The organism is Paenarthrobacter sp. JL.01a, assembly GCF_025452095.1.
In the GTDB taxonomy this organism is placed as follows: Bacteria; Actinomycetota; Actinomycetes; order Actinomycetales; family Micrococcaceae; genus Arthrobacter.
Map to the genome: position 1 here is coordinate 3,742,999 of NZ_CP104877.1, position 22,184 is coordinate 3,765,182.

General features: G+C 62.8%; 20 protein-coding genes. 19 read left to right on the forward strand and 1 reads right to left on the reverse strand.

Annotation, left to right across the window (positions count from 1 at the left end):
• Nucleotides 1-342 precede the first annotated feature (342 nt).
• From N5P29_RS17720 to N5P29_RS17780, 13 genes are all read left to right on the forward strand, one after another.
• Entirely contained in the window at nucleotides 343-4,074 is a 3,732-nt protein-coding gene (locus tag N5P29_RS17720; RefSeq protein ID WP_262276112.1) for an NACHT domain-containing protein, read from the forward strand.
• 653 nt (nucleotides 4,075-4,727) lie between these two features.
• A complete protein-coding gene (locus N5P29_RS17725) occupies nucleotides 4,728-5,531 on the forward strand; it encodes a hydroxypyruvate isomerase family protein (RefSeq protein ID WP_262276113.1) in 804 nt (267 codons plus the stop codon).
• A gap of 55 nt (nucleotides 5,532-5,586) precedes the next feature.
• Nucleotides 5,587-6,465 carry a 2-hydroxy-3-oxopropionate reductase gene (locus tag N5P29_RS17730; protein ID WP_262276114.1) on the forward strand — a complete coding sequence of 293 codons (879 nt, stop codon included), beginning with the start codon at nucleotides 5,587-5,589 and terminating at the stop codon, nucleotides 6,463-6,465.
• Between the two features lie 116 nt (nucleotides 6,466-6,581).
• Nucleotides 6,582-8,357: a glyoxylate carboligase gene (gcl, locus tag N5P29_RS17735; RefSeq protein WP_262276115.1), complete on the forward strand. Its 1,776-nt coding sequence runs from the start codon at nucleotides 6,582-6,584 to the stop codon at nucleotides 8,355-8,357.
• Between the two features lie 25 nt (nucleotides 8,358-8,382).
• Nucleotides 8,383-9,549: a glycerate kinase gene (locus tag N5P29_RS17740; protein ID WP_262276116.1), complete on the forward strand. Its 1,167-nt coding sequence runs from the start codon at nucleotides 8,383-8,385 to the stop codon at nucleotides 9,547-9,549.
• Nucleotides 9,542-10,891, forward strand: coding sequence for an allantoinase AllB (gene allB / locus N5P29_RS17745; RefSeq protein WP_018778733.1), 1,350 nt, complete (start codon nucleotides 9,542-9,544; stop codon nucleotides 10,889-10,891). Before N5P29_RS17740 ends, allB begins: the two co-directional genes overlap by 8 nt.
• Before the next feature lie 10 nt (nucleotides 10,892-10,901).
• On the forward strand, nucleotides 10,902-11,654 hold the full coding sequence (locus tag N5P29_RS17750) for a winged helix-turn-helix domain-containing protein (RefSeq protein WP_262276117.1): 753 nt from the start codon (nucleotides 10,902-10,904) through the stop codon (nucleotides 11,652-11,654).
• Between the two features lie 81 nt (nucleotides 11,655-11,735).
• The gene (gene bcp, locus N5P29_RS17755) at nucleotides 11,736-12,206 is read left to right on the forward strand and encodes a thioredoxin-dependent thiol peroxidase (protein WP_144661287.1); all 471 of its coding nucleotides are present in this window, start codon (nucleotides 11,736-11,738) and stop codon (nucleotides 12,204-12,206) included.
• Nucleotides 12,207-12,417: 211 nt separating this feature from the next.
• On the forward strand, nucleotides 12,418-13,536 hold the full coding sequence (locus tag N5P29_RS17760; protein WP_262276118.1) for a PP2C family protein-serine/threonine phosphatase: 1,119 nt from the start codon (nucleotides 12,418-12,420) through the stop codon (nucleotides 13,534-13,536).
• An 18-nt stretch (nucleotides 13,537-13,554) separates the two neighbouring features.
• A complete protein-coding gene (locus N5P29_RS17765) occupies nucleotides 13,555-15,528 on the forward strand; it encodes a glycosyltransferase family 2 protein (RefSeq protein WP_262276119.1) in 1,974 nt (657 codons plus the stop codon).
• Nucleotides 15,518-15,850: an STAS domain-containing protein gene (locus N5P29_RS17770; RefSeq protein WP_262276120.1), complete on the forward strand. Its 333-nt coding sequence runs from the start codon at nucleotides 15,518-15,520 to the stop codon at nucleotides 15,848-15,850. Before N5P29_RS17765 ends, N5P29_RS17770 begins: the two co-directional genes overlap by 11 nt.
• Nucleotides 15,843-16,262: an ATP-binding protein gene (locus N5P29_RS17775; protein ID WP_262276121.1), complete on the forward strand. Its 420-nt coding sequence runs from the start codon at nucleotides 15,843-15,845 to the stop codon at nucleotides 16,260-16,262. The genes N5P29_RS17770 and N5P29_RS17775 overlap by 8 nt, the downstream gene beginning before the upstream one ends.
• A 160-nt stretch (nucleotides 16,263-16,422) precedes the next feature.
• Entirely contained in the window at nucleotides 16,423-16,968 is a 546-nt protein-coding gene (locus N5P29_RS17780) for a hypothetical protein (protein WP_262276122.1), read from the forward strand.
• A gap of 82 nt (nucleotides 16,969-17,050) precedes the next feature.
• Here N5P29_RS17780 and N5P29_RS17785 read toward each other — a convergent pair whose 3' ends face one another.
• The gene (locus N5P29_RS17785) at nucleotides 17,051-18,157 is read right to left on the reverse strand and encodes a pyridoxal-phosphate-dependent aminotransferase family protein (protein ID WP_262276123.1); all 1,107 of its coding nucleotides are present in this window, start codon (nucleotides 18,155-18,157) and stop codon (nucleotides 17,051-17,053) included.
• A gap of 493 nt (nucleotides 18,158-18,650) precedes the next feature.
• Between N5P29_RS17785 and N5P29_RS17790 the strand changes: the two genes are divergently transcribed.
• The 6 genes from N5P29_RS17790 (at nucleotide 18,651) to N5P29_RS17815 (ending at nucleotide 22,180) form a co-directional block, all read left to right on the forward strand.
• Nucleotides 18,651-19,046 (forward strand): hypothetical protein, encoded by a 396-nt coding sequence (locus N5P29_RS17790; RefSeq protein ID WP_262276124.1) that lies wholly within the window; start codon nucleotides 18,651-18,653, stop codon nucleotides 19,044-19,046.
• A 5-nt stretch (nucleotides 19,047-19,051) separates the two neighbouring features.
• Nucleotides 19,052-19,837: a hypothetical protein gene (locus N5P29_RS17795; protein ID WP_262276125.1), complete on the forward strand. Its 786-nt coding sequence runs from the start codon at nucleotides 19,052-19,054 to the stop codon at nucleotides 19,835-19,837.
• 88 nt (nucleotides 19,838-19,925) lie between these two features.
• The gene (locus N5P29_RS17800; protein WP_262276126.1) at nucleotides 19,926-20,756 is read left to right on the forward strand and encodes a phosphatase PAP2 family protein; all 831 of its coding nucleotides are present in this window, start codon (nucleotides 19,926-19,928) and stop codon (nucleotides 20,754-20,756) included.
• Between the two features lie 154 nt (nucleotides 20,757-20,910).
• Nucleotides 20,911-21,420, forward strand: a complete 510-nt coding sequence (gene uraD / locus N5P29_RS17805; RefSeq protein ID WP_262276127.1) for a 2-oxo-4-hydroxy-4-carboxy-5-ureidoimidazoline decarboxylase — start codon at nucleotides 20,911-20,913, stop codon at nucleotides 21,418-21,420.
• Nucleotides 21,417-21,758: a hydroxyisourate hydrolase gene (uraH, locus tag N5P29_RS17810; protein WP_262276128.1), complete on the forward strand. Its 342-nt coding sequence runs from the start codon at nucleotides 21,417-21,419 to the stop codon at nucleotides 21,756-21,758. The genes uraD and uraH overlap by 4 nt, the downstream gene beginning before the upstream one ends.
• Nucleotides 21,759-21,847: 89 nt before the next feature.
• Nucleotides 21,848-22,180, forward strand: coding sequence for a hypothetical protein (locus tag N5P29_RS17815; RefSeq protein ID WP_262276129.1), 333 nt, complete (start codon nucleotides 21,848-21,850; stop codon nucleotides 22,178-22,180).
• Nucleotides 22,181-22,184: the final 4 nt, after the last annotated feature.

Genomic DNA, 22,184 nt, shown 5'->3' on the forward strand with positions numbered 1-22,184 from the left:
TCGGCCACCCTCCCAGAGTTTCGACAAATCGCGGCCGGATCCTCCGAATCGCATCTGGAAGCCATCGCGGCCCACTGGGGTATCCCCGACGACGCTGCATGGAGACACCTCCGCAATATTCATGTTGAGCAGCACACTGAGCATGACTTGGAATCGCTAGTACGGGCCAAGTACGAATTGCTCTTTAGCAGCACCCCTGAAGTCGTCATGAATGAACTCACCGGTTGGCTGCTTTCTCGACTCCACCGGACTGTGACGGGACCGGAAGCCTGGGCGCATTTGCAGCAGCAGGGGTTCATACGCCGGCATCTCGTAGGGGATCCTAGGACACTTGAGTCCCTGATGGCCACAATCGAACGGCATCACAGAAGGACTTCACAGCTCAGACCTTTCACGCCCCTGCTGGATAACGCTCGGATCGACGGCGTCATCAATTGGCTGGTTGCGACAGAAACAGCCGGGCAACAGATCCTGCTCCTTCACGGGGACGCAGGGTCAGGCAAATCAACCCTCGTCGATTCCGTCCTCGAGCGGCTCTCCGTCATGGGCTGGTTCTGCGGGGTGCTCAGCATGGACCGAACGTCACCCGGCATTTATACCTCGGCGGCACTCGGCGAAGCAGCTGCGCTGTCAGCTTCACCGGCGGTCCTACTGTCGGGTGTGTCAGACAGCTCGCCAGCCGCGCTGTTCATCGACCAGCTTGATGCGGTTGCTACCTACAGCGGCCGGATGCAGGACAACTATGATGCTGTCGACGAGGTGCTCGCAGAAGCTGCGGCCAATCCAAACCTCAGGTTGGTTCTCGTTGTCCGCACAGTTGATCTGGAGGAGGATCCCAGACTTGGGCGGTTGCGGGCGGACAAAGAACGGGTCTCGGAACTGAGGATCGACCGGTTTACCCCGGCCCAGGTAGCCGAAGCGCTGGACCGATCCGGCGTTGATCCCAAAAGTGTTGATGCCCCGACCTTGAAACTGCTTGAAGTGCCCCTCCACTATGCGATCTTCAGCCGATTGGACGCGTCGGAAAGATCCGGGTCCTTTTCGACCCTCCCTGATCTCTACGAACGGTTCACGGTACAAACAACCCGCGAGGTACGAGCCCGGGTGGGTTCTCTTGACTGGCACGCCATTACCGGACGGCTGGTCACACACATGAGCCAGAACGAAGTGCTGCGGGCTCCTGCGGCCATACTGCGTTCGGCAGATCCGGCCGAAGTGGACGCGCTGATTTCGTCCGGTGTGCTCTTCAAGGAAAGCTCAACACTCTCCTTCTTCCATGAAACTTACTTTGACTATCTGTTCGCGGAGGCTTTCGTTGCCGACGGCGGAGACCTAGAGGAATTTCTTGTGGAGTCCGGCCAAGCCCTGTTCCGGCGCGCCCAGACCAGGCAGATCCTTGAATACCTAGCCAAGACGAACCGGCAGGGGTTCCTTTCTAGCGTGGTAAGCGTGCTCTCCAGCCAATCGATCCGGTCCCACCTGCTGGATATCCCCCTAGTGCTCCTGCGCCAATGGGATGCGACCGCAGAGGATTGGCAAGCCGTCAGACCCCTTGCATTTGGACCCACCCGACGTTCACGGCAATTGCTAGGACTCCTGTCATCTCCAGCTTGGTTTGATGCCGCTGATACGGCCGGCGACTGGGAAGCGATGTTGGCCGACGAGGAAAAACTTGCTCTGATCCCCAACCAACTCATTTCCGCCGCACGGGTTAGGCCAGAGCGAGTAGCCCAGTTGGTAAAGCCGCACGTCGGCCAATCGGACCTGTGGAAGTCCATCTGTGTCGGGCTCGTGACATGGTCCTTGTCTCCCGGTCTCGCACCTTTGACGGTCGAATTACTGGAGGGAGGCCACGTTGACGGCGTCCGGGGTCCGATAGCGGTCAACAGCGATTTTTGGTCCATCCTCTACTCACTGGCCGAAGAAGCTCCCCCGGCCGCCGCTCGTGTCGTTGGCGCCTACCTGCGCCGTGCGACGGCTCTGTCACTCCGGGATGGCGTTACCGACCCCTTCGACAGTGGCCACTTGCCTAATAGCTCCTCGTCGGGCGGCGAAGACATAATACTGAAAGTCGCGTCAGGCGCGCCGGAGTACTACGTCGCCGAGGTACTTCCCTTCGTCACACGCGTGTTGGCGGACGCAAGCGCAGTCAGCGAGGATGGCGGTTTACTGCACGGAACCCGTTGGCATTACCGATTCCCCGGCGAACCCTTGGGAATCGATGATGCACTGTTCTTCGGCTTGGAGACTGCCCTGCGAACCCTCGCTGCTCAGCGAGAGCCGGGACTGCTGCAACTACTCCGCCCACTAATGACCAGCGAGTTGGAGGAGTTGCGGTTTCTATCCTGCCGCGCACTAGCCACCTCTTCCATGGCGGACGAATCCATTCAGTGGCTATCCTCGGACACGCGAAACCTAGATCTTGGATACATGAACAGTTCTAGGTGGGCGTCACGTGAGCTAATTGAATCCGCAACGAAGACGTGCGATTCAGGCCTCCTGAAACAGCTTAGTGACCTTCTCCTCAGCTACTACACAGACTACGAGAGGAGCCCCCTTGGGCGTCGTTCGTTCGGGTTCGCCCAGTACGAGCTGTTAAGCGGCATCGACCGCAACCGCCGAAGTACCTCGGTCAATCGCCGTCTACAGGAACTGGAACGCAAATTCGAGAACCGGTCACCGGCCGCACCACTTCCAGTGACCGCAGAAGTTGTAGGAGCTCCCGTGCCAGAGTCGGCGCGCTATCTTCTAACCGATGCTCAGTGGATCGAAGCAATCCACACCCATGAAAGCGATACTGTCGACTGGTCCCACCATGGCGGACCCCGCGGGGGCATTCGAGAGTTATCGGCGTTGCTGGGTCAGCAGACAGCAGACGAGCCAACCCGCTTCGCAAACCTGGCTCTGAGCCTAGATAATCCCAGACATGCGGCGCACGTGGGGTCAGTAATCCGCTCCGCTGCCGGGAAAATTCCCATCGAGCTGTTCTCAAGGTTGTGCGTGCACGGACGCCAACTAGCCGGACAGAACCTGGGCCGAGACATCTGCGCCGGCATCCGCGACGTTGCTCCCGAAGCAACAGACGACCTTATCGAGTTGATCATCTCCTGCTCCTCAGATGACGACCCAGCGCGTGAGACTGCAGGGGCCTATAACGGAGACCTGTCGATGGCCGGTCTGAACTGCACCCGGGGTGCCGCCGCCGGTTGTCTGGCGCGTGTTCTCTTCACCCAACCCCGCTACTCCGCACTGCTACTGGAGACCGTGCGAAAACTGGCCAGGGATCCGATTCTGGCCGTAAAGGTTCGCACCGCAGAAGCCATTCTCGCACTGTTCAACACAATCCCCGATGAAGCGCTGGACATCGCCGAATCAATGTTTGACGACTCGCCGGCGGAACTTTTCGACGCACGCGAAACGACCGAACTCCTGAAGCATGCGTGCCTGAGGCGCCCAAAGACTTTCGCACGCCACCTCTGCCGGGCCCTTTTGGCCAATGAATCCACTGCTAAAAGGGCGGGATACCCTTGGATTGTCGCCTATGTAAACGGCGCCTTGGAGACCCCGGCCCCGAAAGAACTTTCCGGCCTTAGTGCGGCCGCCCGTTCCGGGGTAGCAAAGAGCCTCTTCCACTCCCCGGGAGCTGCCCTGGACGTACTGATTCAACTTTTGAACGACGAGGATAGCAACGTTCGCAAAAGTGCCGCACGTGCCGTGCGTAATACCCACGAAGTGACCACTGATTCAGCAGAATTGCTCGTGCACGAATTCGTCCAAAGCCCCGCTTTCCCAGAACACATGGAGAACCTGTTTGCCTCGCTGGACCGCAGCAGGGTCCTCCTGCCGTTATCCACGATCGAGGCCTGCGAACGGGCGGTGGACGTCAAGGGTCCTGATTTGGGGGACATAAGACTGGAGGGGGCGCTCATCAGCACCCACCTCATAGCAATCGTCCTACGCCTATACAAACAAGGGAACGCCGAGATCCGGGACCGCTGCCTCGATGTCATCGACAAATTGTCGGACATCGGAGCATACGGACTGGAAGGATCCCTGGACGATGAAAGAGTCTGAGGATGCGGCGGGTATACCGGACCACCGTAAGCCTGTCGAAACCCGCTGGCGGGCAGTGACCCAAAGTCGTGAATTGGAGGTCACTTTGGCTGCTCGTCATGTCACCAAGAGACCTGTTGCGTCGACCCTACACAGCGCTTTGAATGGTCACGTGGTAGGCGACGGCTTGATCCACTTCCGCGCGGTCATTTCAAGTTCCCCGGTTCCTTCCAATCATGCTCGCCCCTGCCCCAAGCGCGTTGCCGGGGCCAGCGGATAACCCGTCCCTGACCGCTGGTGTAGCTATTCGTGAATTACCGGCGAGCGGGCTGCAGTTGTATCTGGCGCAATGGCAATCCTACGGTGCACCCGACACGCAGGAAGTGAGCGAAGTCAACGCCCACCTCCCTGGAGCGTCCGCCCAAAGCCAGCGAAGGTACCTTGCACGGCTGAAATGAAGACGCGCCACAGGACAGCAAGACACCTCAAGTGCCCACCCTTGGTATCCCAAACCCCCGCCTCCCCAACCACCCCCTTGACTCGCACCCCCACCTTCCCTAAACTTTTCATAAAGCAGAATCTAAATTCCACAAAGCGGAAACGAAGCCAAACACCACGGCCAACAAGAAGCACACAGGAAGATAGATCAAAGCCCCTCCTCGGAAGGACCTACGATGACGTACACAGTGAACTGCTCCATCCTCCTGACGGAGCTGCCCTTGCTCGAGCGCCCCGCCGCCGCGAAGGCAGCCGGTTTTGACGCCGTCGAGTTCTGGTGGCCCTTCGAGACCTCCGTCCCCACAGACGCCCAAGTAACCGAGTTCGAGAACGCCATCAAGGACGCCGGCGTTCAGCTCACGGGCCTGAACTTCAACGCCGGCAACATGCCCGGCGGCGACCGCGGCCTCGTTTCCTGGAAGGGACGTTGCTCCGAATTCAAGGACAATATCGACGTCGTCGCCGGCATCGGTGAGCGCCTGGGTTGCAAGGCCTTCAACGCCCTCTACGGCAACCGCCAGGACGAGTTCACCCCTGAAGAGCAGGACGAACTCGCCGCCAAGAACCTCGCCGCAGCAGCTGCCGGCGTCGCACGTATCGGCGGAACTGTGCTCCTCGAGCCGGTGAGCGGCACACCCAAGTACCCGCTCCTCACCGCCGAAGACGCACTCAAGGTCATCGCCCGCGTCAAGGCAGAATCCGGTGCACAGAACATCAAGCTCCTCGCCGACTTCTACCACCTGGCAGTCAACGGCGACGACGTCGAATCCGTCATCGAGAACCACGCCAAGGACTTCGGCCACATCCAGATCGCCGACAACCCCGGCCGCGGCGCCCCCGGCACCGGCAACCTCCCCCTCGGCGAGTGGATCGCCCGCAGCCGCGAACTCGGCTACGAGGGCTACATCGGTTTGGAATACAAGGAACCGCAGGAGACGGCATTCAGCTGGGCCATCCGCCAGCGCGCCGCAGCCAACTAAGCACCCAGCTCAACAAGCACACCTGAGCTAAAAAGACTTTAGAAAGAGAACCACAATGAGCAACGTTGCAGTCATCGGCCTCGGAATCATGGGCCTCCCCATGGCCATCAACCTCGTCAAGGCAGGCCACACGGTCACCGGTTTCAACCGCAGCCAGGACAAGATCGACAAGCTCGTCTCCGAAGGCGGCCAGGGCGCCAGCTCCATCGCGGACGCAGTCAAGGACGCCGACGTCGTCATCACCATGGTGCCGGACTCCCCCGATGTTGAGGGTGTAGTCAGCGGCAAGGACGGCGTCTTCGCCAACGCCAAGAAGGGCACCTTGTGGATCGACGCCTCCAGCATCCGCCCGGACGTCGCCAAGCGCCTCTCGGAAGAAGCAGTAGAAGCAGGCATCCGCCCCCTTGACGCCCCGGTATCCGGCGGCGAACAGGGCGCCATCGACGCCGTTCTCTCCATCATGGTCGGCGGCGACGCAGCAGATTTCGAGGCAGCACAGGATGTCCTCAACGCAGTGGGCAAGACCATCGTCCACGTCGGCCCGTCCGGCTCCGGCCAGACCGTCAAGGCAGCCAACCAGCTCATTGTCGCCGTCAACATCCAGGTTCTCGGCGAGGCCATCGCCTTCCTCGAGGCTTACGGCGTAGACACCGACGCAGCTCTCAAGGTCCTCGGCGGCGGCTTGGCCGGCTCCAAGGTCCTGGACCAGAAGGGCCAGAAGATGCTCGACCGCAACTTCGACCCCGGCTTCCGCCTCGCCCTCCACCACAAGGACCTGGGCATCGTCACCTCCGCAGCCCGCGAAGCCAACGTCGCCGTCCCGCTCGGCGCCGTCGTCGCGCAGCTCGTCGCCGCAACCGTCAACCAAGGCGACGGCGGACTCGACCACTCGGGCCTCTTCAAGCAGGTCCTCCAGCTCAGCGGCCGCAAGTAAGGCACTAAGCACCAAACCAAGGGAACCCGCCGTCGTAAATAACGACGGCGGCTCCCTCACCACACCCTTTTTCCGCCCCCAACCCGGGGCGAACCCAAGATTTCAAGGAGCACACCATGGCAAAGATGCGTACCGTTGATGCGGCCGTAGCCATCCTGGAAAAGGAAGGCGCCACCGAGGCGTTCGGCCTGCCAGGCGCAGCAATCAACCCCTTCTACTCGGCAATGCGTGCCCACGGCGGCATCCGCCACACGCTGGCCCGCCACGTTGAAGGCGCCAGCCACATGGCCGACGGCTACAGCCGCGCAGCTGATGGCAACATCGGCGTCTGCATCGGCACCTCGGGCCCCGCCGGCACCGACATGATCACGGGCCTCTACGCAGCCCAGGCCGACTCCATCCCGATGCTCTGCATCACCGGCCAGGCACCCGTTGCCAAGCTGCACAAGGAAGACTTCCAGGCCGTGGACATCGAGTCCATCGCCAAGCCGGTCACCAAGTTCGCCATGACCATCCTGGAGCCGGGCCAGGTTCCCGGAGCTTTCCAGAAGGCCTTCCAGGTAATGCGTTCGGGTCGTCCGGGTCCGGTTCTGCTGGACCTGCCCATCGACGTGCAGATGGCCGAGATCGAGTTCGACATCGACGCCTACGAGCCCCTGCCCGTGGAGAAGCCCAAGGCTTCCCGCAAGCAGCTGGAAAAGGCACTGGACCTGCTGACCGCAGCCAAGCACCCGCTGATCGTTGCCGGTGGCGGCATCATCAACGCCGGCGCTTCGGCCCAGCTGGTTGAATTGGCCGAGATCCTGAACGTTCCTGTCATCCCCACCCTGATGGGCTGGGGCGCCATCCCGGACGACCACCAGCTGATGGCCGGCATGGTTGGCCTGCAGACCTCGCACCGCTACGGCAACGAGACCTTCCTGCAGAGCGACTTCGTGATCGGCATCGGCAACCGTTGGGCCAACCGCCACACCGGCGGCCTGGACACCTACACGGCAGGCCGTAAGTTCGTGCACATCGACATCGAGCCGACCCAGATCGGTCGCGTTTTCTCCCCCGACTTGGGCATTGCGTCCGACGCCGGTGCGGCGCTGGACGGTCTGTTGGAGCTGGCACGCGAGCGCCAGGCAGCCAAGACCCTGCCGGACTACTCGGGCTGGGTTGCCGAGTGCCAGGAGCGCAAGGGTTCCCTGCACCGCAAGACCAACTTCGACAACGTGCCCATCAAGCCGCAGCGCGTGTACCAGGAGATGAACAAGGCCTTCGGCAAGGACACCACCTACGTGTCCACCATCGGTCTGTCGCAGATCGCCGGTGCCCAGATGCTGCACGTGTTTGGTGCCCGCAAGTGGATCAACGCAGGCCAGGCCGGTCCGCTGGGTTGGACCGCTCCGGCAGCCCTGGGTGTTGTACGCGGCACCCCGGACGCCACCGTTGTTGCCCTGTCCGGTGACTACGACTTCCAGTTCATGATCGAAGAACTGGCTGTGGGCGCACAGTTCAACCTGCCGTACATCCACGTTGTGGTGAACAACAGCTACCTGGGCCTGATCCGTCAGAGCCAGCGCGGTTTCAACATGGAGCAGAACGTTTCCCTGGCCTTCGAGAACATCAACTCCCCGGAGACCAACGGCTACGGCGTGGACCACATCAAGGTTGCCGAAGGCTTGGGCTGCAAGGCCATCCGTGTTGAGAACCCGAACGACCTGCCCGCCGCCTTCGACAAGGCCAAGGCACTGGCCGGCGAATTCAAGGTTCCCGTGGTTGTTGAAGTAATCCTGGAAAAGATCACCAACATCTCCATGGGCGTTGAGATCAACGGCGTGAACGAGTTCGAAGAGCTGGCCGAGACCGCTGCGGACGCACCCACCGCGATCCTGACCAAGGCCTAAAGAGAAACAGTAAGGAGGCACCGGAATGCGTGTTGTCATCGCCCCGGACAAATTCAAGGGCTCGCTGTCCGCGCCCGAGGTCGCCGAGCACCTGGCAACAGGCCTGCTGGTGGGCTTCGGCCAGGGCATACAAGCAACACGCATTCCGGTGGCCGACGGCGGCGAAGGAACCATCGACGCCGCCATCGGTTCCGGCTTCAGCCGCCGGACCACCACCGTCACCGGCCCCCTCGGCGAACCGGTCAAGGCCGACTTCGCCATCCGCGGCGAGGAAGCTGTCATCGAAATGGCGGCAGCTTCCGGCCTGGCCCTCCTCCCCGAGGGCCCCACGTCGAAAACAGCCAAGACCGCCAACAGCATCGGCACGGGCGAACTGATCCGCGCCGCATTGGACCTCGGCTGCCGGAAGATCATCCTCGGCGTCGGCGGCAGCGCCAACACCGACGCCGGAGCCGGAGTCCTGCAGGGCCTCGGGGCCGTCTTCCTGGACAAGAACGGCAACGAGCTCCCCGGCGGCGGCGCCGCCCTCGCCCAGCTCGACAGCATCGACTTCGCCAACTTCGACGTACGGATCGAAGCAACAGAGTTCGTGCTGGCGTCCGACGTCGACAATCCCCTTTTGGGGGCCAGCGGAGCCCCAGCCATCTTCGGTCCGCAAAAGGGCGCGACGCCGGACGACGTCGCCGAACTGGATGCCGCCGCAAGCCACTTCGTCGACGTCCTCGCCGCAGCAACCGGGCAACACGCCAAGTTTGCGGCCAAAGCAGAAGGCGCTGGAGCGGCTGGTGGCGTTGGCTACATTGCCATCGCGGCACTGAAGGCAGAGCGGCGGCCGGGTATCGACGTCGTGCTTGAATTCACTGAGCTGGAGAACAAGCTGAAGGGCGCCGATCTGGTGATCACCGGTGAAGGCAGCCTGGACGAACAAAGCCTGCTCGGCAAGACCCCCATGGGTGTCTCCAGGGCAGCAACGCGGCAGGGCGTTCCCGTGATCGCAGTCTGCGGCCGGAGTACGCTGAGCCGGGAACAACTGAACGACGCCGGTTTCCACACGGTCCACGCCCTGACCGACCTGGAAAAAGACGTCCAAAAATGTATCGCTGAAGCAGGTCCGTTGCTTGAACAATTAGGTAAGCACATAGGCGTGTACCTGGCGGAACGGACCGAAAACAAGGAGTACCTCAATGTCTGAAGCAATCGGCGCCTATGACCTCGTTATCCGGGGACAGCGCATCCTGACCACTGCCGGCCTCGCTGCACGCGAAGTTGGCATCCGCGATGGCGTAATCGTCGCCATCGAACCCCTGGGCAACGGCCTGACGGGCAATGAGGTCATCGAACTCGCAGACGACGAAACCCTCATCCCCGGCCTGGTCGACACCCACGTCCACGTCAACGAGCCCGGCCGCACCGAGTGGGAAGGCTTCGCCTCCGCCACCCGTGCCGCTGCTGCCGGTGGCGTGACCACCATCATCGACATGCCGCTGAACAGCATCCCGCCCACCACCACCGTCGACGGCCTGGAGCAAAAGCGCGTGGTCGCCAAGGACCAGGCATTCGTGGACGTCGGATTCTGGGGCGGTGCCATCCCGGGCAACAAGGCCGACCTCCGCCCGCTGCACGACGAAGGCGTCTTCGGCTTCAAGTGCTTCCTCCTGCACTCCGGCGTGGACGAATTCCCGCACCTGGACGCGGACGAGATGGAAGAGGACATGAAGGAACTGAAGTCCTTCGACTCCCTCATGATCGTCCACGCCGAGGACTCCCACGCGATCGACCGCGCCCCGCACCCCGGCGGCGACCACTACGAAACCTTCCTCGCCTCCCGCCCCCGCGGTGCTGAGAACAAGGCCATCGCCGAGGTCATCGAACGAGCCCGCTGGACCGGCGCCCGCGCCCACATCCTCCACCTCTCCTCCTCAGACGCGCTCCCCATGATCGCGTCGGCAAAGCGCGACGGCGTCAACCTCACCGTTGAGACCTGCCCGCACTACCTGACGCTCATGGCCGAAGAAATCCCCGACGGCGCCACGGCCTACAAGTGCTGCCCGCCCATCCGTGAGGCCTCCAACCGCGAGCTCCTCTGGAAGGGCCTGCAGGACGGCACCATCGACTGCATCGTCTCGGACCACTCCCCCTCCACACTGGACCTGAAGGACCTGGAGAACGGTGACTTCGCAGTGGCCTGGGGCGGCGTTTCCTCCCTCCAGCTGGGCCTGTCCCTGATCTGGACCGAAGCGCGCCACCGCGGCATCCCGCTGGAACAGGTCGTCTCGTGGATGGCTGAGAAGCCCGCGGCCCTGGCCCGCCTGCACAACAAGGGCCAGCTCGCACTGGGCTACGACGCCGACTTCTCCATCTTCGCCCCGGACGAAGCCTTCGTTGTGGACGTCACCAAGCTCAAGCACAAGAACCCGATCACGCCGTACGACGGCCGTCCGCTGGCCGGCGTGGTCCGCAAGACCTACCTGCGCGGCACCCCGATCGACGGCCAGAACCCCGGCGGCAAGCTGCTCCGCCGCGGCAACGTTTAGGCCAACCACCATGGCAGTCAATGCCTATGGGCCGCCGCCCGCACGGTTTCCCAGGCGCTCCAGCAACGGAGCGCCGGGGGCCGCGCGGCAGCAAGGCCTGACAGCACACGGTCTCGCGCTCTGGGTCAACCCGGCCGAGGGCGACCCCGTGGATCCTGAAATTTGGGAGCGGGCAGCACGACTTGTGCTGGCCCGCGCCATGAAACTTGCCCCGGAGGCGGAAGTCCGCATCTGGCCCGCCATCGGGGCACAGCACTCCGGCGTCGGCGACACTTCCTGGGGCGGCACTCCGCAGGAAGCCGCCGACGCCGGTACCAACGGCTCGCTCACCCTCGCCGATGCCCTCGCTGAGGCCCGGTCCAAAACCGCGCCCGACGTCGGCAACCGCACCGAAGTGGGCGGCAGCACCGCCGTCGAGCCCGTAACGTTGGCGAGCCGTCGCAGCCAACTTGCGGTGGACCTCGCTGCTGAAGTAGTCCTGCTTGACGGCGAGCCGGTTTCCTTTACTGGCATGGAATACAAGCTGCTGCGCTACCTGGTGGTGAACTGCTCGCGGGCCATCAGTCGTGAAGAATTGCAACGTTTCCTGGAGTCATTTGACCTTCCCGGCGCGGCTTTTCGCTCGATCGACGTTTATGTTGGAAGGGTGCGGCGGAAGCTCGGCTCCGCGCGCCACACCGTCGCCACCGTCCGTGGTGGTGGCTACCAGTTCGTGCCAGGCCCCTATGCCACAGTGCGCGGACCCGCGGAATACAGCATCTAGGTTCGCTGTTCTACATCTCGAATCCGCTTTATTTTGAATGACCAAACGCCGGTGCACACCGGTTGAATGTAAAGGATCGCCATGACCCAGAAACTCATCGTCGGAACGCAAGCACCTGACTTCACGCTGCTCGACGCCGACGGCAACAAGGTCTCGCTGTCCGATTACCGCGGACGCAACGTCATTGTGTACTTCTACCCGAAGGCAGCCACCCCCGGCTGCACCACCGAGGCTTGCGACTTCCGCGACAACCTCGCCAGCCTGCAGGGCTCCGGCTACGAAGTCCTCGGGATCTCCCCCGACGGCCCCGAAGCCCTCGCCAAGTTCACCGGTGACTTCGCCCTGACCTTCCCGCTGCTCTCCGACGAAGACCACGCCGTGGCATTGGCTTACGGCGCATGGGGCGAAAAGCTGGTCGACGGCGAGATCGTTGAAGGCCTGGTGCGCTCCACTGTCGTCGTGGACGGCGAAGGACTTGTCCGTCTGACCCAGTACCAGGTCTCCGCGCAGGGCCACGTCCAGGCGCTGAAGGAAGAGCTGCTGGGCGTCTAACCCTCGCTCACATCCCCCGCGCTTGAGCCGGACGCTCCTGCACGTCCCACGTGCTTGAGCCGATCGCTCCTGCACGTCCCACGTGCTTGAGCCGATCGCTCGCTCACATAACTGCACAAATCTTGTAACGCCCGCTCACCAAAAGTGAGCGGGCGTTTCATTTGACGTGACTAAACGTGACAAATACCCAGCAGCATTAGTTAATGGAGCCATGGTCTCAACCTCGCCCCCGCGCCATGCCGTCGTTGTCGAAGACGACGCCGACATTCGCGGCCTCCTCGTCCTGGTCCTTGAGCAGCTCGACTTTGTGGTGACAGAAGCGCCCGACGGTCTTTCCGGCGTCGAGGCCGTCCGCCGGACGAACGCCGAACTGGTGACCCTGGACATCAACCTCCCGGACATCGACGGCATGGAAGTCTGCCGCCGCCTCCGCGAATTTTCGGACGCGTACATCTTGATGCTCACGGCCCGCGCCGACGAGATCGACCGCCTCAACGGCCTGGATACCGGCGCGGACGACTACATCAACAAACCCTTCAGCCCAAGGGAGCTCCAGGCCCGCATCCGTGCACTGTTCCGTCGGGCCCGGACGCCCGCCGCCCCTGCGGAGGACCCGCGCCAGGTCGACGAACTTGAGCGGGCGGCCGTCGTGCAGCAAAGCCTCCTCCCGCGCGAGACAGTCCGCCTGGAAGGATACGACGTCGCTGGCGCCTTCCGTCCGACGCGCAGCGTTGGCGGGGACTTCTACGACTGGTACCAGACCCGCGACGGCATGCACCTGACCTTCGCCGACGCGATGGGCAAAGGAATGGGCGCCGCGCTGATCGCCGCCACCGTCCGGGCCGTGATGCGCTCCGTGGCCGACACCCCGGCCATCGCTGATGCCTTCGCCTCGGCCAGCCTCACCATCGCCTCCGACCTGGACCAGTCCGGCTCCTTCGCCACCATGTTCCACGCACGCCTGGACAGCGCCTCCGGGAAGCTCAGCTACATCGACGCCGGACACGGGCTCGCGCTGCACATCCCGGCAGAGGGGACCGCACAAAGGCTCATCTCGGCCGGCCCACCCGTCGGCATCCTCGATGGCCAGCACTGGCCGGCCTCGGAACTGGAACTTGAGCCCGGCGATTCCCTGGTGATCGTCAGCGATGGGGTGCTGGACGCCCATGAGTCGTTGGAAGACTTCGTGCGGAACGTCGAGAAGGCGGCGCGCACCGGCCCTACCTCGGACGACGTCTGCGCTGCCCTGCTGGAGCTGGCACCAGCCGCAACAGCCGAAGACGACGTGACCGCCGTCGTCGTTCGCCGTAAACCTGACGCAACGCACTAAAGCCACAAAGGGGGGATTGTGACACGTTTCTGGACCCGGTTGATCGTAGTCCTGACAGTAATTCTGGGCGTCAACTATGTGGCCTGGCGTTGGATGGCGTCGCTGAACTGGGATGCCTGGTGGATCGCGGTCCCGCTGGTGATGGCCGAGACGTACAGCCTCATCGACGTGATGCTGTTCGGCCTGACGGTGTGGAACATCAAGTTCCGCAAACCACCAGCCCCGGCACCATCGGATGCAACGGTGGACGTCTTCATCACCACCTACAACGAGCCACTGGATCTCGTCCTGACCACGGCCCTGGCTGCAAAGAAGATCACCTGGCCGCACAGCACCTGGATTCTCGACGACGGCAACCGGCCCGAGATGCGTGAACTCGCCGAAGCCCACGGGATTGGCTATGTGACACGCACGGCGGACTGGACGCCCAACATGCCGCGGCACGCCAAGGCGGGCAACCTGAACAACGCGCTGATGCTCACCTCGGGCGAATACCTGTTGATTCTCGACGCCGACCAGATCCCCGAGCCGGACATCCTGGACAAGACGCTGGGCTACTTCAACGACGACCGCGTTGCGTTGGTCCAGACCCCGCAGTACTTCATCAACGTCCCCGCCGACGATCCCCTGGGCAGCCAGGCACCCCTCTTCTACGGCCCTATCCAGCAGGGCAAGGACGGCTGGAACGCTGCGTTCTTCTGCGGCTCCAACGCCATCCTCCGCCGGGAAGCCCTCATGCAGCTGGGCCTGGTGGGCTATGTGAAGGCCACGGAGAAGAGCATCCGCCGGGCCCTCGCCGCCTCGCGCACCGCCATCAAGAAGGCACGCCGCTCCCCCGAAGCCGAGAACCCGTTGGTGGAGCAGATGCTGAACGAGGTGGAAGCCGCCACCGAATCAGCCCAGAAGGAACTCGACGCCGGCGCGTCCCTGAGTGAGATCACGTTCCGGGTACGCCGCAAAGTGGACGACGCCGTTCGCACCCTTGTGGCCGCGGACTTCTCCGCGCTGCAATCGGACCTCGAAGAGATCGCCGCGATGGAACTTGCCCACGTCGGGGAGTCGGGCGTCACCACTTTGGCCAGTGATGCCGTCGACCGTATGTCCGGTCGTGACTGGTCGCCGTTGGGTGCCCTCGAATCCGTCCACGCGGTCCTGGACGCCATCTCTGTCGAGCGCACGGACGAAGCCCAGCCGATCATGCCGCTGGCCACCATCTCGGTCACCGAGGACATGGCCACCGCGATGCGCCTGCACGGGCTGGGCTGGAAGAGCGTCTACCACCACGAGATCCTGGCCAACGGCCTCGCGCCCGAGGACCTCAAGACCATGCTCACCCAGCGCCTTCGTTGGGCCCAGGGCACCATCCAGGTCCTCCTGCGCGAGAATCCACTGGTCCAGCGCCGGCTCACGTGGGGACAGCGGCTCATGTATTTCTCGACGATGTGGAGCTACCTCAGCGGTTTTGCCGCCGTCGTGTATTTCGCCGCGCCGATCATTTACCTGACGCTCGGCATCCTCCCGGTGAGCAGCCTCAGCTACGACTTCTTCATCCGCTTCATCCCGTTCATGGTGGTGAACCAGTTGCTGTTCCTGGTGGCCGGGCACGGTATCCCCACCTGGCGCGGGCAGCAGTACAGCCTCGCGCTGTTCCCCACCTGGATCAAAGCGTGCACGACGGCGGCACGGAACGTTTGGTTCGGCCGTCCCCTTGGGTTTGCGGTCACCCCCAAAGCCCGGCAGAGCGGCGGACCCAGTTGGAGCTTGATCCGGCCTCAAATCATCGTGGCGGTGCTGCTGACAGTGGCGTTGATCGTTGGCCTGATCCGGCTGCTCGCTGGAATGTCGGAGCCCTTGGGCACCTTGGTGAACGTAGCGTGGGTGGCGTTCGACCTCGTGGTCCTGAGCGTGCTGGTCAAAGCAGTTTTGTACAAGGGTTTTGAGCCTCAAAGTGGGCCTGAGCACCAAGAAGAAAGGAATGCAGATGCAGTTTAGCTATGAGGTCAAGGACTCCTACGCGGAGGTCAAGAGCGTGGGCCGGCTGAACATGGTGGCCGCGCCCAAGCTTCGCGAAGTGGTGGCCGAGGTAGTAGCCGGTGGTTCGAGCCGCGTGGTGGTCAACCTGGCCGAGACGGACTTCATGGATTCCTCGGGGCTTGGGGCGCTCATCGGTTGCCTCAAGGCTGCCCGTCAGGCCGGTGGCGACCTGCGCATTGCCGCCGTCCAGCCGCAGGTCAAGATGGTCCTGGAACTGACCAACATGGACCGGGTCCTCACCGCGTACCCCACGGCCGAAGACGCTTTCGGCAATGACTGATGTAGTCGCCCGCCGGGGATTCCACGGGCCCTCCAACGACGAAGCCATCGAGTCCATCCACAACGAGCTGGACGCCCTGTGGGATGACGCCTCTTTTGTGCCGGACATGGACCGGATGACGTTCGCTACTGCGGTCATTGAAGCAGCGGCGAACATCGTGCAGCACGCGCTCCCTGCGGCAGAGAAGCCGGTGGAGATCGACGTCGACATCAGCGTGCGCCCTGCCCGCTTGGTGGCCCGGGTCAGCGCACACAATGCCCGGGAACCGTTCGCCGACGACATGCAGGCATCGATGCCGGATTCCGATGCTGAGTCCGGGCGTGGGCTGGCGCTGATCGAGGCTTTGGTGACAACTGTGACGTTCGAGCGCCAGGACGGCACCAACACCTGGATCCTCACCCGCGAAACCTGACCCTCGCTCACATCCCACCCGCTTGAACCGCACCCTCGCTCACCACCATCCACAGGGGCGTTCTCCCCATGGCCGGACGCAAGGCAAGTGTAAAAGCATGTGGTGACTGCCGCCGTCGTGCATCAACGCGCAGGCAAGCGCAACGGAAACCGGGGGAAGAATGCCAAACACCATCAAGCTGGGCAGATGGGCCGTTGTCTTGGCCTGCGCCCTCACGCTGGCCGCCTGCAGCCAGGCGCCGGGCGGGCCGACCCGGGAAACAAGTGACTCCCCAACCCTCACTCCAGCCCCGGTAGCCGAGAGCTTCGCCAAGTACGACGCCCTTCGCACCGAATTAATTGCCGCCTTGGAACAAGAGCTGCCCGGGATCACCTGGAGTGAGGACAAGCCGGCGTCCATGTCAAAGGCGGGCGACGGCCTCTGCATCCTGCAGCCGGCGAGCGTGAAGAGCAGTGCGGACATCGTGGAGCCGTCCCGGAAGTTCGAGGATGTCTTCGCGGCCGGCAACCCTGTCCTTGGCAAGCATGGCTTTCCGGAATTCGGGGGCACGGATGATGTCCCTGGAGGCTGGGTGGTGGCACGCAGCACGGATGCGGTGGGAGCCACCGTAAGCATCGAGTCCAAAAGCCCGGCATACCTGCGAATCACGGTCCCGGTAACTTCAGCCGCTTGCGACTCCTCGGAACTCCCCACCGACGCCGGATAACGCACCTTGGGATGTGAGAGAGGAAACCGGAAATCCGGGAGGGACGTGAACGAGCGTTGGGTTCAAGCGGGAGGAATGTGAGCTAGCGTTTGGCTCTGGCGTTCGCGATGGCCTCTTTCAGCGCACCCAGGACCAAAGTCACCGAAGCACTGTTGGCATTCGGGCCCATCATGCCGATACGCCACACCGTGTCCGCGAACTCCCCTACACCCGAGCCAATCTCGATACTGAAGTGCTCCAAAAGGTAAGCGCGGACGGCCGCCGAGTTGACGCCGTCGGGCACTTTCACGGTGGTGAGGCTCGGCAGGCGTGAGCCCTCGGCGGCGAAGAGTTCCAGTCCCATCTCCTGCAGTCCGCCTTGCAAAGCAGCGCCCGCGGCGCGGTGCCGGGCCTGCACGTTCTCCAGCCCCTCCGCGAGAATCCGGTCCAGGGCGGCCTCGAGCCCGGCGATCATGGTGACGGGAGCGGTGTGGTGGTACGTACGCGCGCCTGAAGCAGCCCCGACATACCCACCGAGCAGCCCAATGTCGAGGTACCAGGAGCGGGGATCCTTGACGCGGCGCTCGAACGCGCGGTCTGACACGGTAAAGGGCGAGAGTCCCGGCGGGACACCCAGGCACTTCTGGGTGCCGGCGTATCCGACGTCGATACCCCAGTCGTCTGCCCGAAGTTCCAACCCGCCGATGGACGTGACGGCGTCTGTGATCAGCAGAGCGTCGCCCTTCCCTGCTCCGAGGGCCGCAATGTCCGAGAGCACGCCGACCGACGTCTCGGCATGGACGGCGGCGATAACCTTCGGGTTCGGGTGCGCGGAGAGGACACGGTCGGCATCCACCGGCTGGCCCCACTCGTGGTCCACCCGGATGACCGTCGCCCCGCAGCGCCGGGCGACCTCACACATGCGCGCCCCGAAAAGTCCGTTGACGGCGATGACTGCCACGTCGCCGTCGGACACGGTGTTCACGAACGCCGCTTCCATACCGCCGGAACCGGTGGCGCTCAACGGAAGGGTCCGCGCGTTGGCCGTGCCCCACACTGTCCGTAGCCCCTCGCAGGTGTGGTCGAGGCGCTCGATGAACACCGGATCAAGGTGGCCCAGCACCGGGTAGGCCAGAGCGGCCATGGCTTCGGGGTAGCAATTGCTCGGACCGGGACCGAACAAGAACCTGGATGTCAGAATGTCGTGCATGCGAACTCCTTCAGTTGAGGTCATTCTGCCCGAGCCTGGCTTGCGAAGCGAACCACCAGAGGTGAATTTACCGGCGACATAATCCGCAGAATAGCGATGGATTTCTCAAGCAGATGGCATCATGGCCTTAGTTTGGGGAATACCACAATGCCGGTATGAACCAGGGGTGTGGAAAGCCGAGACTGTGCTGCCCGCTTGGAGAAAAGGGGATCTTTTGAAACAACGTATCGCGGGCCTCAAAGCTGTCCTTATCGTTGCCGCGGCTGTGGCAACTTCATCCTGCGCTGCCCCGGCCGCACCGGCGCCGACAACCTCCGAGCAACCGGAGTCCACTACGCCCAGTCAAAGCGCAACCAGTCAGTCAGCTTCTGCTTCTGCGAGCTCCAGTCCTTCGCCTTCCAAGAGCCAGTCGTCGACGCGTCCAACTGCCACGAACTCATCCAGTGCGGGCGCTTCCTCAGGGGCCCTTGCCACTGAAAAAGCAGGCTCGTCATTGTCGTTGTCCAACTTCTTCGAACCTGAGAGCAGCTGGACTGAGAACCGTTATGACGTCGCCGACAAATCCGGGGTCAGCGGAATCGCCACGACCATCAGCAGCTACGGAAGCCCGGAAACCCTTGAACTGCGCTTGGCAAATAACTTCAACAGCTTGACATTCAACGTAGGCCAGGCAAACGATTCCAAGTCTTCGGACAAGATTCTTCTGGTCCGGGTTGTCGGCAACGGCAAGCAACTCGATGTGCGCAAGGTTCCTTTCAACACCATTCAGGAAATCTCTGTGCCGGCCAAGGGTGTTAACGCACTAAAAATTGAATTGTCCTTGGATAACACCCAATCGAGTGATTCCAAGTCCATTCTGGCTGTGGTCTCTGACGTCGTTGTCGACTGACGCCTATGAACATCCCAGCCCCACCTGAGCGTCCTCCCGCCAAGAAATCGTGGCTGAATCTGGGGACAATGGCCGCCCTCGCAACAATTGCTGCTCTGATAGTGGCGGTTGCCACATTTGTGCTGCAGTTCTTCGGACCATCCTCAGGTCTGGGGGCAGCGAGTGTACCTGCGCAAAGCACAGCCGCATCGAGCCAGGCAAGCGTTCGAACCGAAACCTCGAAATCCGCGGATCCTGGCCCGACTGCTGTTGAGGGACACTGCCTGGATGGGTCGTGGGCGTCCGCGTCCTGCGACCGGACGCATGCGGCCGAGCTGGTTTCGGACGCTGGTCCTTGCGATCTTCAGGCGCTGACCCAGTTCGCGGGAGGAAATGTCCCGGCCGACACCTTGCGGCATGACCTTGTTCCCACAGTGCAGGACAGCGTGGGGTGCGTGGTGGCTGTCCCCCCAGGTCTTACCGCCACCATCCAGAATGGCCTATCCGGTCAGGAGCACGCCGCGCTCAGGCAGTGCTGGGACCGTTTTGCGGACCGCGATGTCAGCTGCGACCAACCGCATACAGCTGAAGTGGTGTATACGGGCCCTGGCGCCGAGGCGGGGAACTGTCATTCGCAGGCCGATGCTTACACAGCAGATGCCTTCAGCCGCTATGAGGCGAAACTCGAACTGCTTTCACGAGACGCAGACGGCGGCGTGAGCTGCCTTGTACAGATCAAGGGCAGCAATGTGCTGAAGGGCTCCTTGCGGAACCTGGGAACCAAGGCACTCCCTTCCTCTCCGCGTAGTTAAGCCCTTTACATCGCCGAAGAAGTGCCCGAAAACCCAAAAATGCTAAGGTTACTCACTAATATCGAAGCCGCCACGATAGGGGACGAGAGTGACGACTGAAGGAAACAGCCCCGCAGAACAGGGCGTACGGGGTGAAGTAAACCAGGACCGCTTCGTCGCCGGCCAGGACCTGACGCGGTGGAAGTCCCCGGCGGGCCAGACCTTGGCAAAGGGCGCGGAGCGGGTCACCAAGTTCCTGGGCCCTTACGCAGCCCTCATCATCACACTCCTGGTGGGACTTGGTGTCACGTTGGCGCTGGCTTTGGCCTTCGGGGAGGTCTATGAGTCCGTCACGGAAGCCAACGGCGTCGCAAACCTGGACCACCCCGTCCTGGAAGCTGCCAAGTCCGTCCGCTCCCCCGCTGTGGACTCAGCCGTCACCGCCTATACAAATGTCGGCGGCACCGTTGGCATGCCGCTCATCGCCGTGGGCATCATGATTTTCCTGGCAACCCGCAGGCGCTCCTGGACTCCGGTCATTCTGATGCTCGCAGCAGGCTTGGGTTCGCTCCTGATCACGGTGCTGGGAAAGCCGCTCTTTGGCCGAACCCGCCCGGACCTTGCAGACGCGATCCCGCCCTACGAACATTCGGCTTCATTCCCCAGCGGCCACTCCCTGAACTCGATCGTGATCGCTGGAATCGTGGCCTACTTGATTATCCTGAGGCTCAAAACCACCCGGGCCCGCGTCATCACGGTGGTCATTGCGGCCGTCTTCGCTGTGACCATGGGCCTCAGCCGCGTCTACCTCGGCCACCATTGGCTGACGGATGTACTCGCCGCGTGGGCCATTGGCATTGCCTGGCTGGCCTTGGTCATCACGGCTCACCGCCTCTATCTGACTGTGCGCACGCGGCGTCACCACGAGGTAGTCTCTTGACACCAGCCGGGCCACTCGGCTTAACTGAATTACGTATGCTGAAATAACAGTTCCATGATGCGGAAGCAAGAAAGCACATGCTTCCTCCTGAACCAACAGGAGTTCCGCATAGCCCACACCATGGATGCCAGCATTTTGCACGAGGATGACAAGCATGGAGCTTGCAGTATTCAACAGCGTCGACCGGGACGAGGCCATCAGGATCCTCACCCCTTGCCTGGATATCAGCCGCTGGGTGGAAACCATCGTCGACGCGCGCCCCTACGCCAGCGTCGATGAACTCCTGGCACAGGCCCACCGCGCCGCGGAGCCCTTCACCGCGGCCGAGGTGGAATCAGCCATGGCCCACCACCCCCGCATCGGTGAACGCCCCAAGGCACAAACCACCGAGGCGGCCATGTCGCGTTCGGAACAAGCCGGCGTCGACCCCGGGGACAACCAGACGACAACCGCGCTGGCAGAAGGCAACCGGGCGTACGAAGAGAAGTTCGGCCGCGTCTTCCTGATCCGCGCCGCCGGTCGCAGCGCCCAGGAAATCCTCAGCACGCTGCAGGAGCGCCTCAACCACACCCCCGAAGAAGAAGACACAATTGTGGCCGGACAGCTGCGGGAGATCGCGCTGTTGCGTCTCTCCGGCCTGGTCAGCGAAGGAGTCAACGCATGAGCGTTTCACAAGTAACCACGCACATCCTGGACACCGGTTCCGGCCGCCCGGCAGCGGGGGTCGCCGTCGTGCTTTACGTCCGCGAAGGCGACGAATGGACCCTGGTGGCCAAGGGCGAAACTGATGCCGACGGCCGCATCAAGACCCTTGGCCCGGAACGCATCCCGGGCGGCGCCTACCGCCTGAACTTCGCCACCGGCGCGTACTACGAAGGCCTCGGCACCGAGACCTTCTTCCCGGAAGTCGACCTCAACTTCACAGTTTCCGACGCCGGCGAGCACTACCACGTGCCGCTCCTGTTGAGCCCGTTCGCCTTCTCGACGTACCGCGGCAGCTAACCCGCCAAGGTTTTGTACAGGTAATGCCCTTAAGGTGTCTTCTTAGGGGCATTATCTGTACCCAAACGCGGAAAGGTACGCTTGAAGGTATGGCTTCAGAGGACACCAACCCCAACACCGCCCGCCGCGAAATCACGGTTCGCCGGGCGCCCAAGTTCGTTCCCTTCATGATTTTGGGCGCGGTGGTGGGGGCAATCGTGGCCGCAATCATCGCTTACGGCCGCCCGGCAGATCCCGCCTTCGACGCCAGCACAGTCTTCGGATTCTTCCTCACCGTGTGCGCCGGCGGCGGCGTCATCGTCTTCTCCATCCTGGCCCTGGTCCTGGACCGCATGAGCGTTAAGCGCTCCGAGCGTGCGGTGGTGGAGGCCGTTCCGGATTCGGTTCCGGACGAGGGACCAGAGAACGACGGCGTCCGCTAAGTCA

Excerpts from the sequence above, each read along its gene's own strand:
- N5P29_RS17720 (WP_262276112.1), top strand. The coding sequence starts at position 343 with ATGGCCACAATCGAACGGCATCACAGAAGGACTTCACAGCTCAGACCT.
- N5P29_RS17725 (WP_262276113.1), top strand. The coding sequence starts at position 4,728 with ATGACGTACACAGTGAACTGCTCCATCCTCCTGACGGAGCTGCCCTTG.
- N5P29_RS17730 (WP_262276114.1), top strand. The coding sequence starts at position 5,587 with ATGAGCAACGTTGCAGTCATCGGCCTCGGAATCATGGGCCTCCCCATG.
- gcl (WP_262276115.1), top strand. The coding sequence starts at position 6,582 with ATGGCAAAGATGCGTACCGTTGATGCGGCCGTAGCCATCCTGGAAAAG.
- N5P29_RS17740 (WP_262276116.1), top strand. The coding sequence starts at position 8,383 with ATGCGTGTTGTCATCGCCCCGGACAAATTCAAGGGCTCGCTGTCCGCG.
- allB (WP_018778733.1), top strand. The coding sequence starts at position 9,542 with ATGTCTGAAGCAATCGGCGCCTATGACCTCGTTATCCGGGGACAGCGC.
- N5P29_RS17750 (WP_262276117.1), top strand. The coding sequence starts at position 10,902 with ATGGCAGTCAATGCCTATGGGCCGCCGCCCGCACGGTTTCCCAGGCGC.
- bcp (WP_144661287.1), top strand. The coding sequence starts at position 11,736 with ATGACCCAGAAACTCATCGTCGGAACGCAAGCACCTGACTTCACGCTG.
- N5P29_RS17760 (WP_262276118.1), top strand. The coding sequence starts at position 12,418 with ATGGTCTCAACCTCGCCCCCGCGCCATGCCGTCGTTGTCGAAGACGAC.
- N5P29_RS17770 (WP_262276120.1), top strand. The coding sequence starts at position 15,518 with ATGCAGTTTAGCTATGAGGTCAAGGACTCCTACGCGGAGGTCAAGAGC.
- N5P29_RS17775 (WP_262276121.1), top strand. The coding sequence starts at position 15,843 with ATGACTGATGTAGTCGCCCGCCGGGGATTCCACGGGCCCTCCAACGAC.
- N5P29_RS17780 (WP_262276122.1), top strand. The coding sequence starts at position 16,423 with ATGCCAAACACCATCAAGCTGGGCAGATGGGCCGTTGTCTTGGCCTGC.
- N5P29_RS17785 (WP_262276123.1), bottom strand. The coding sequence starts at position 18,157 with ATGCACGACATTCTGACATCCAGGTTCTTGTTCGGTCCCGGTCCGAGC.
- N5P29_RS17795 (WP_262276125.1), top strand. The coding sequence starts at position 19,052 with ATGAACATCCCAGCCCCACCTGAGCGTCCTCCCGCCAAGAAATCGTGG.
- uraD (WP_262276127.1), top strand. The coding sequence starts at position 20,911 with ATGGAGCTTGCAGTATTCAACAGCGTCGACCGGGACGAGGCCATCAGG.
- uraH (WP_262276128.1), top strand. The coding sequence starts at position 21,417 with ATGAGCGTTTCACAAGTAACCACGCACATCCTGGACACCGGTTCCGGC.
- N5P29_RS17815 (WP_262276129.1), top strand. The coding sequence starts at position 21,848 with ATGGCTTCAGAGGACACCAACCCCAACACCGCCCGCCGCGAAATCACG.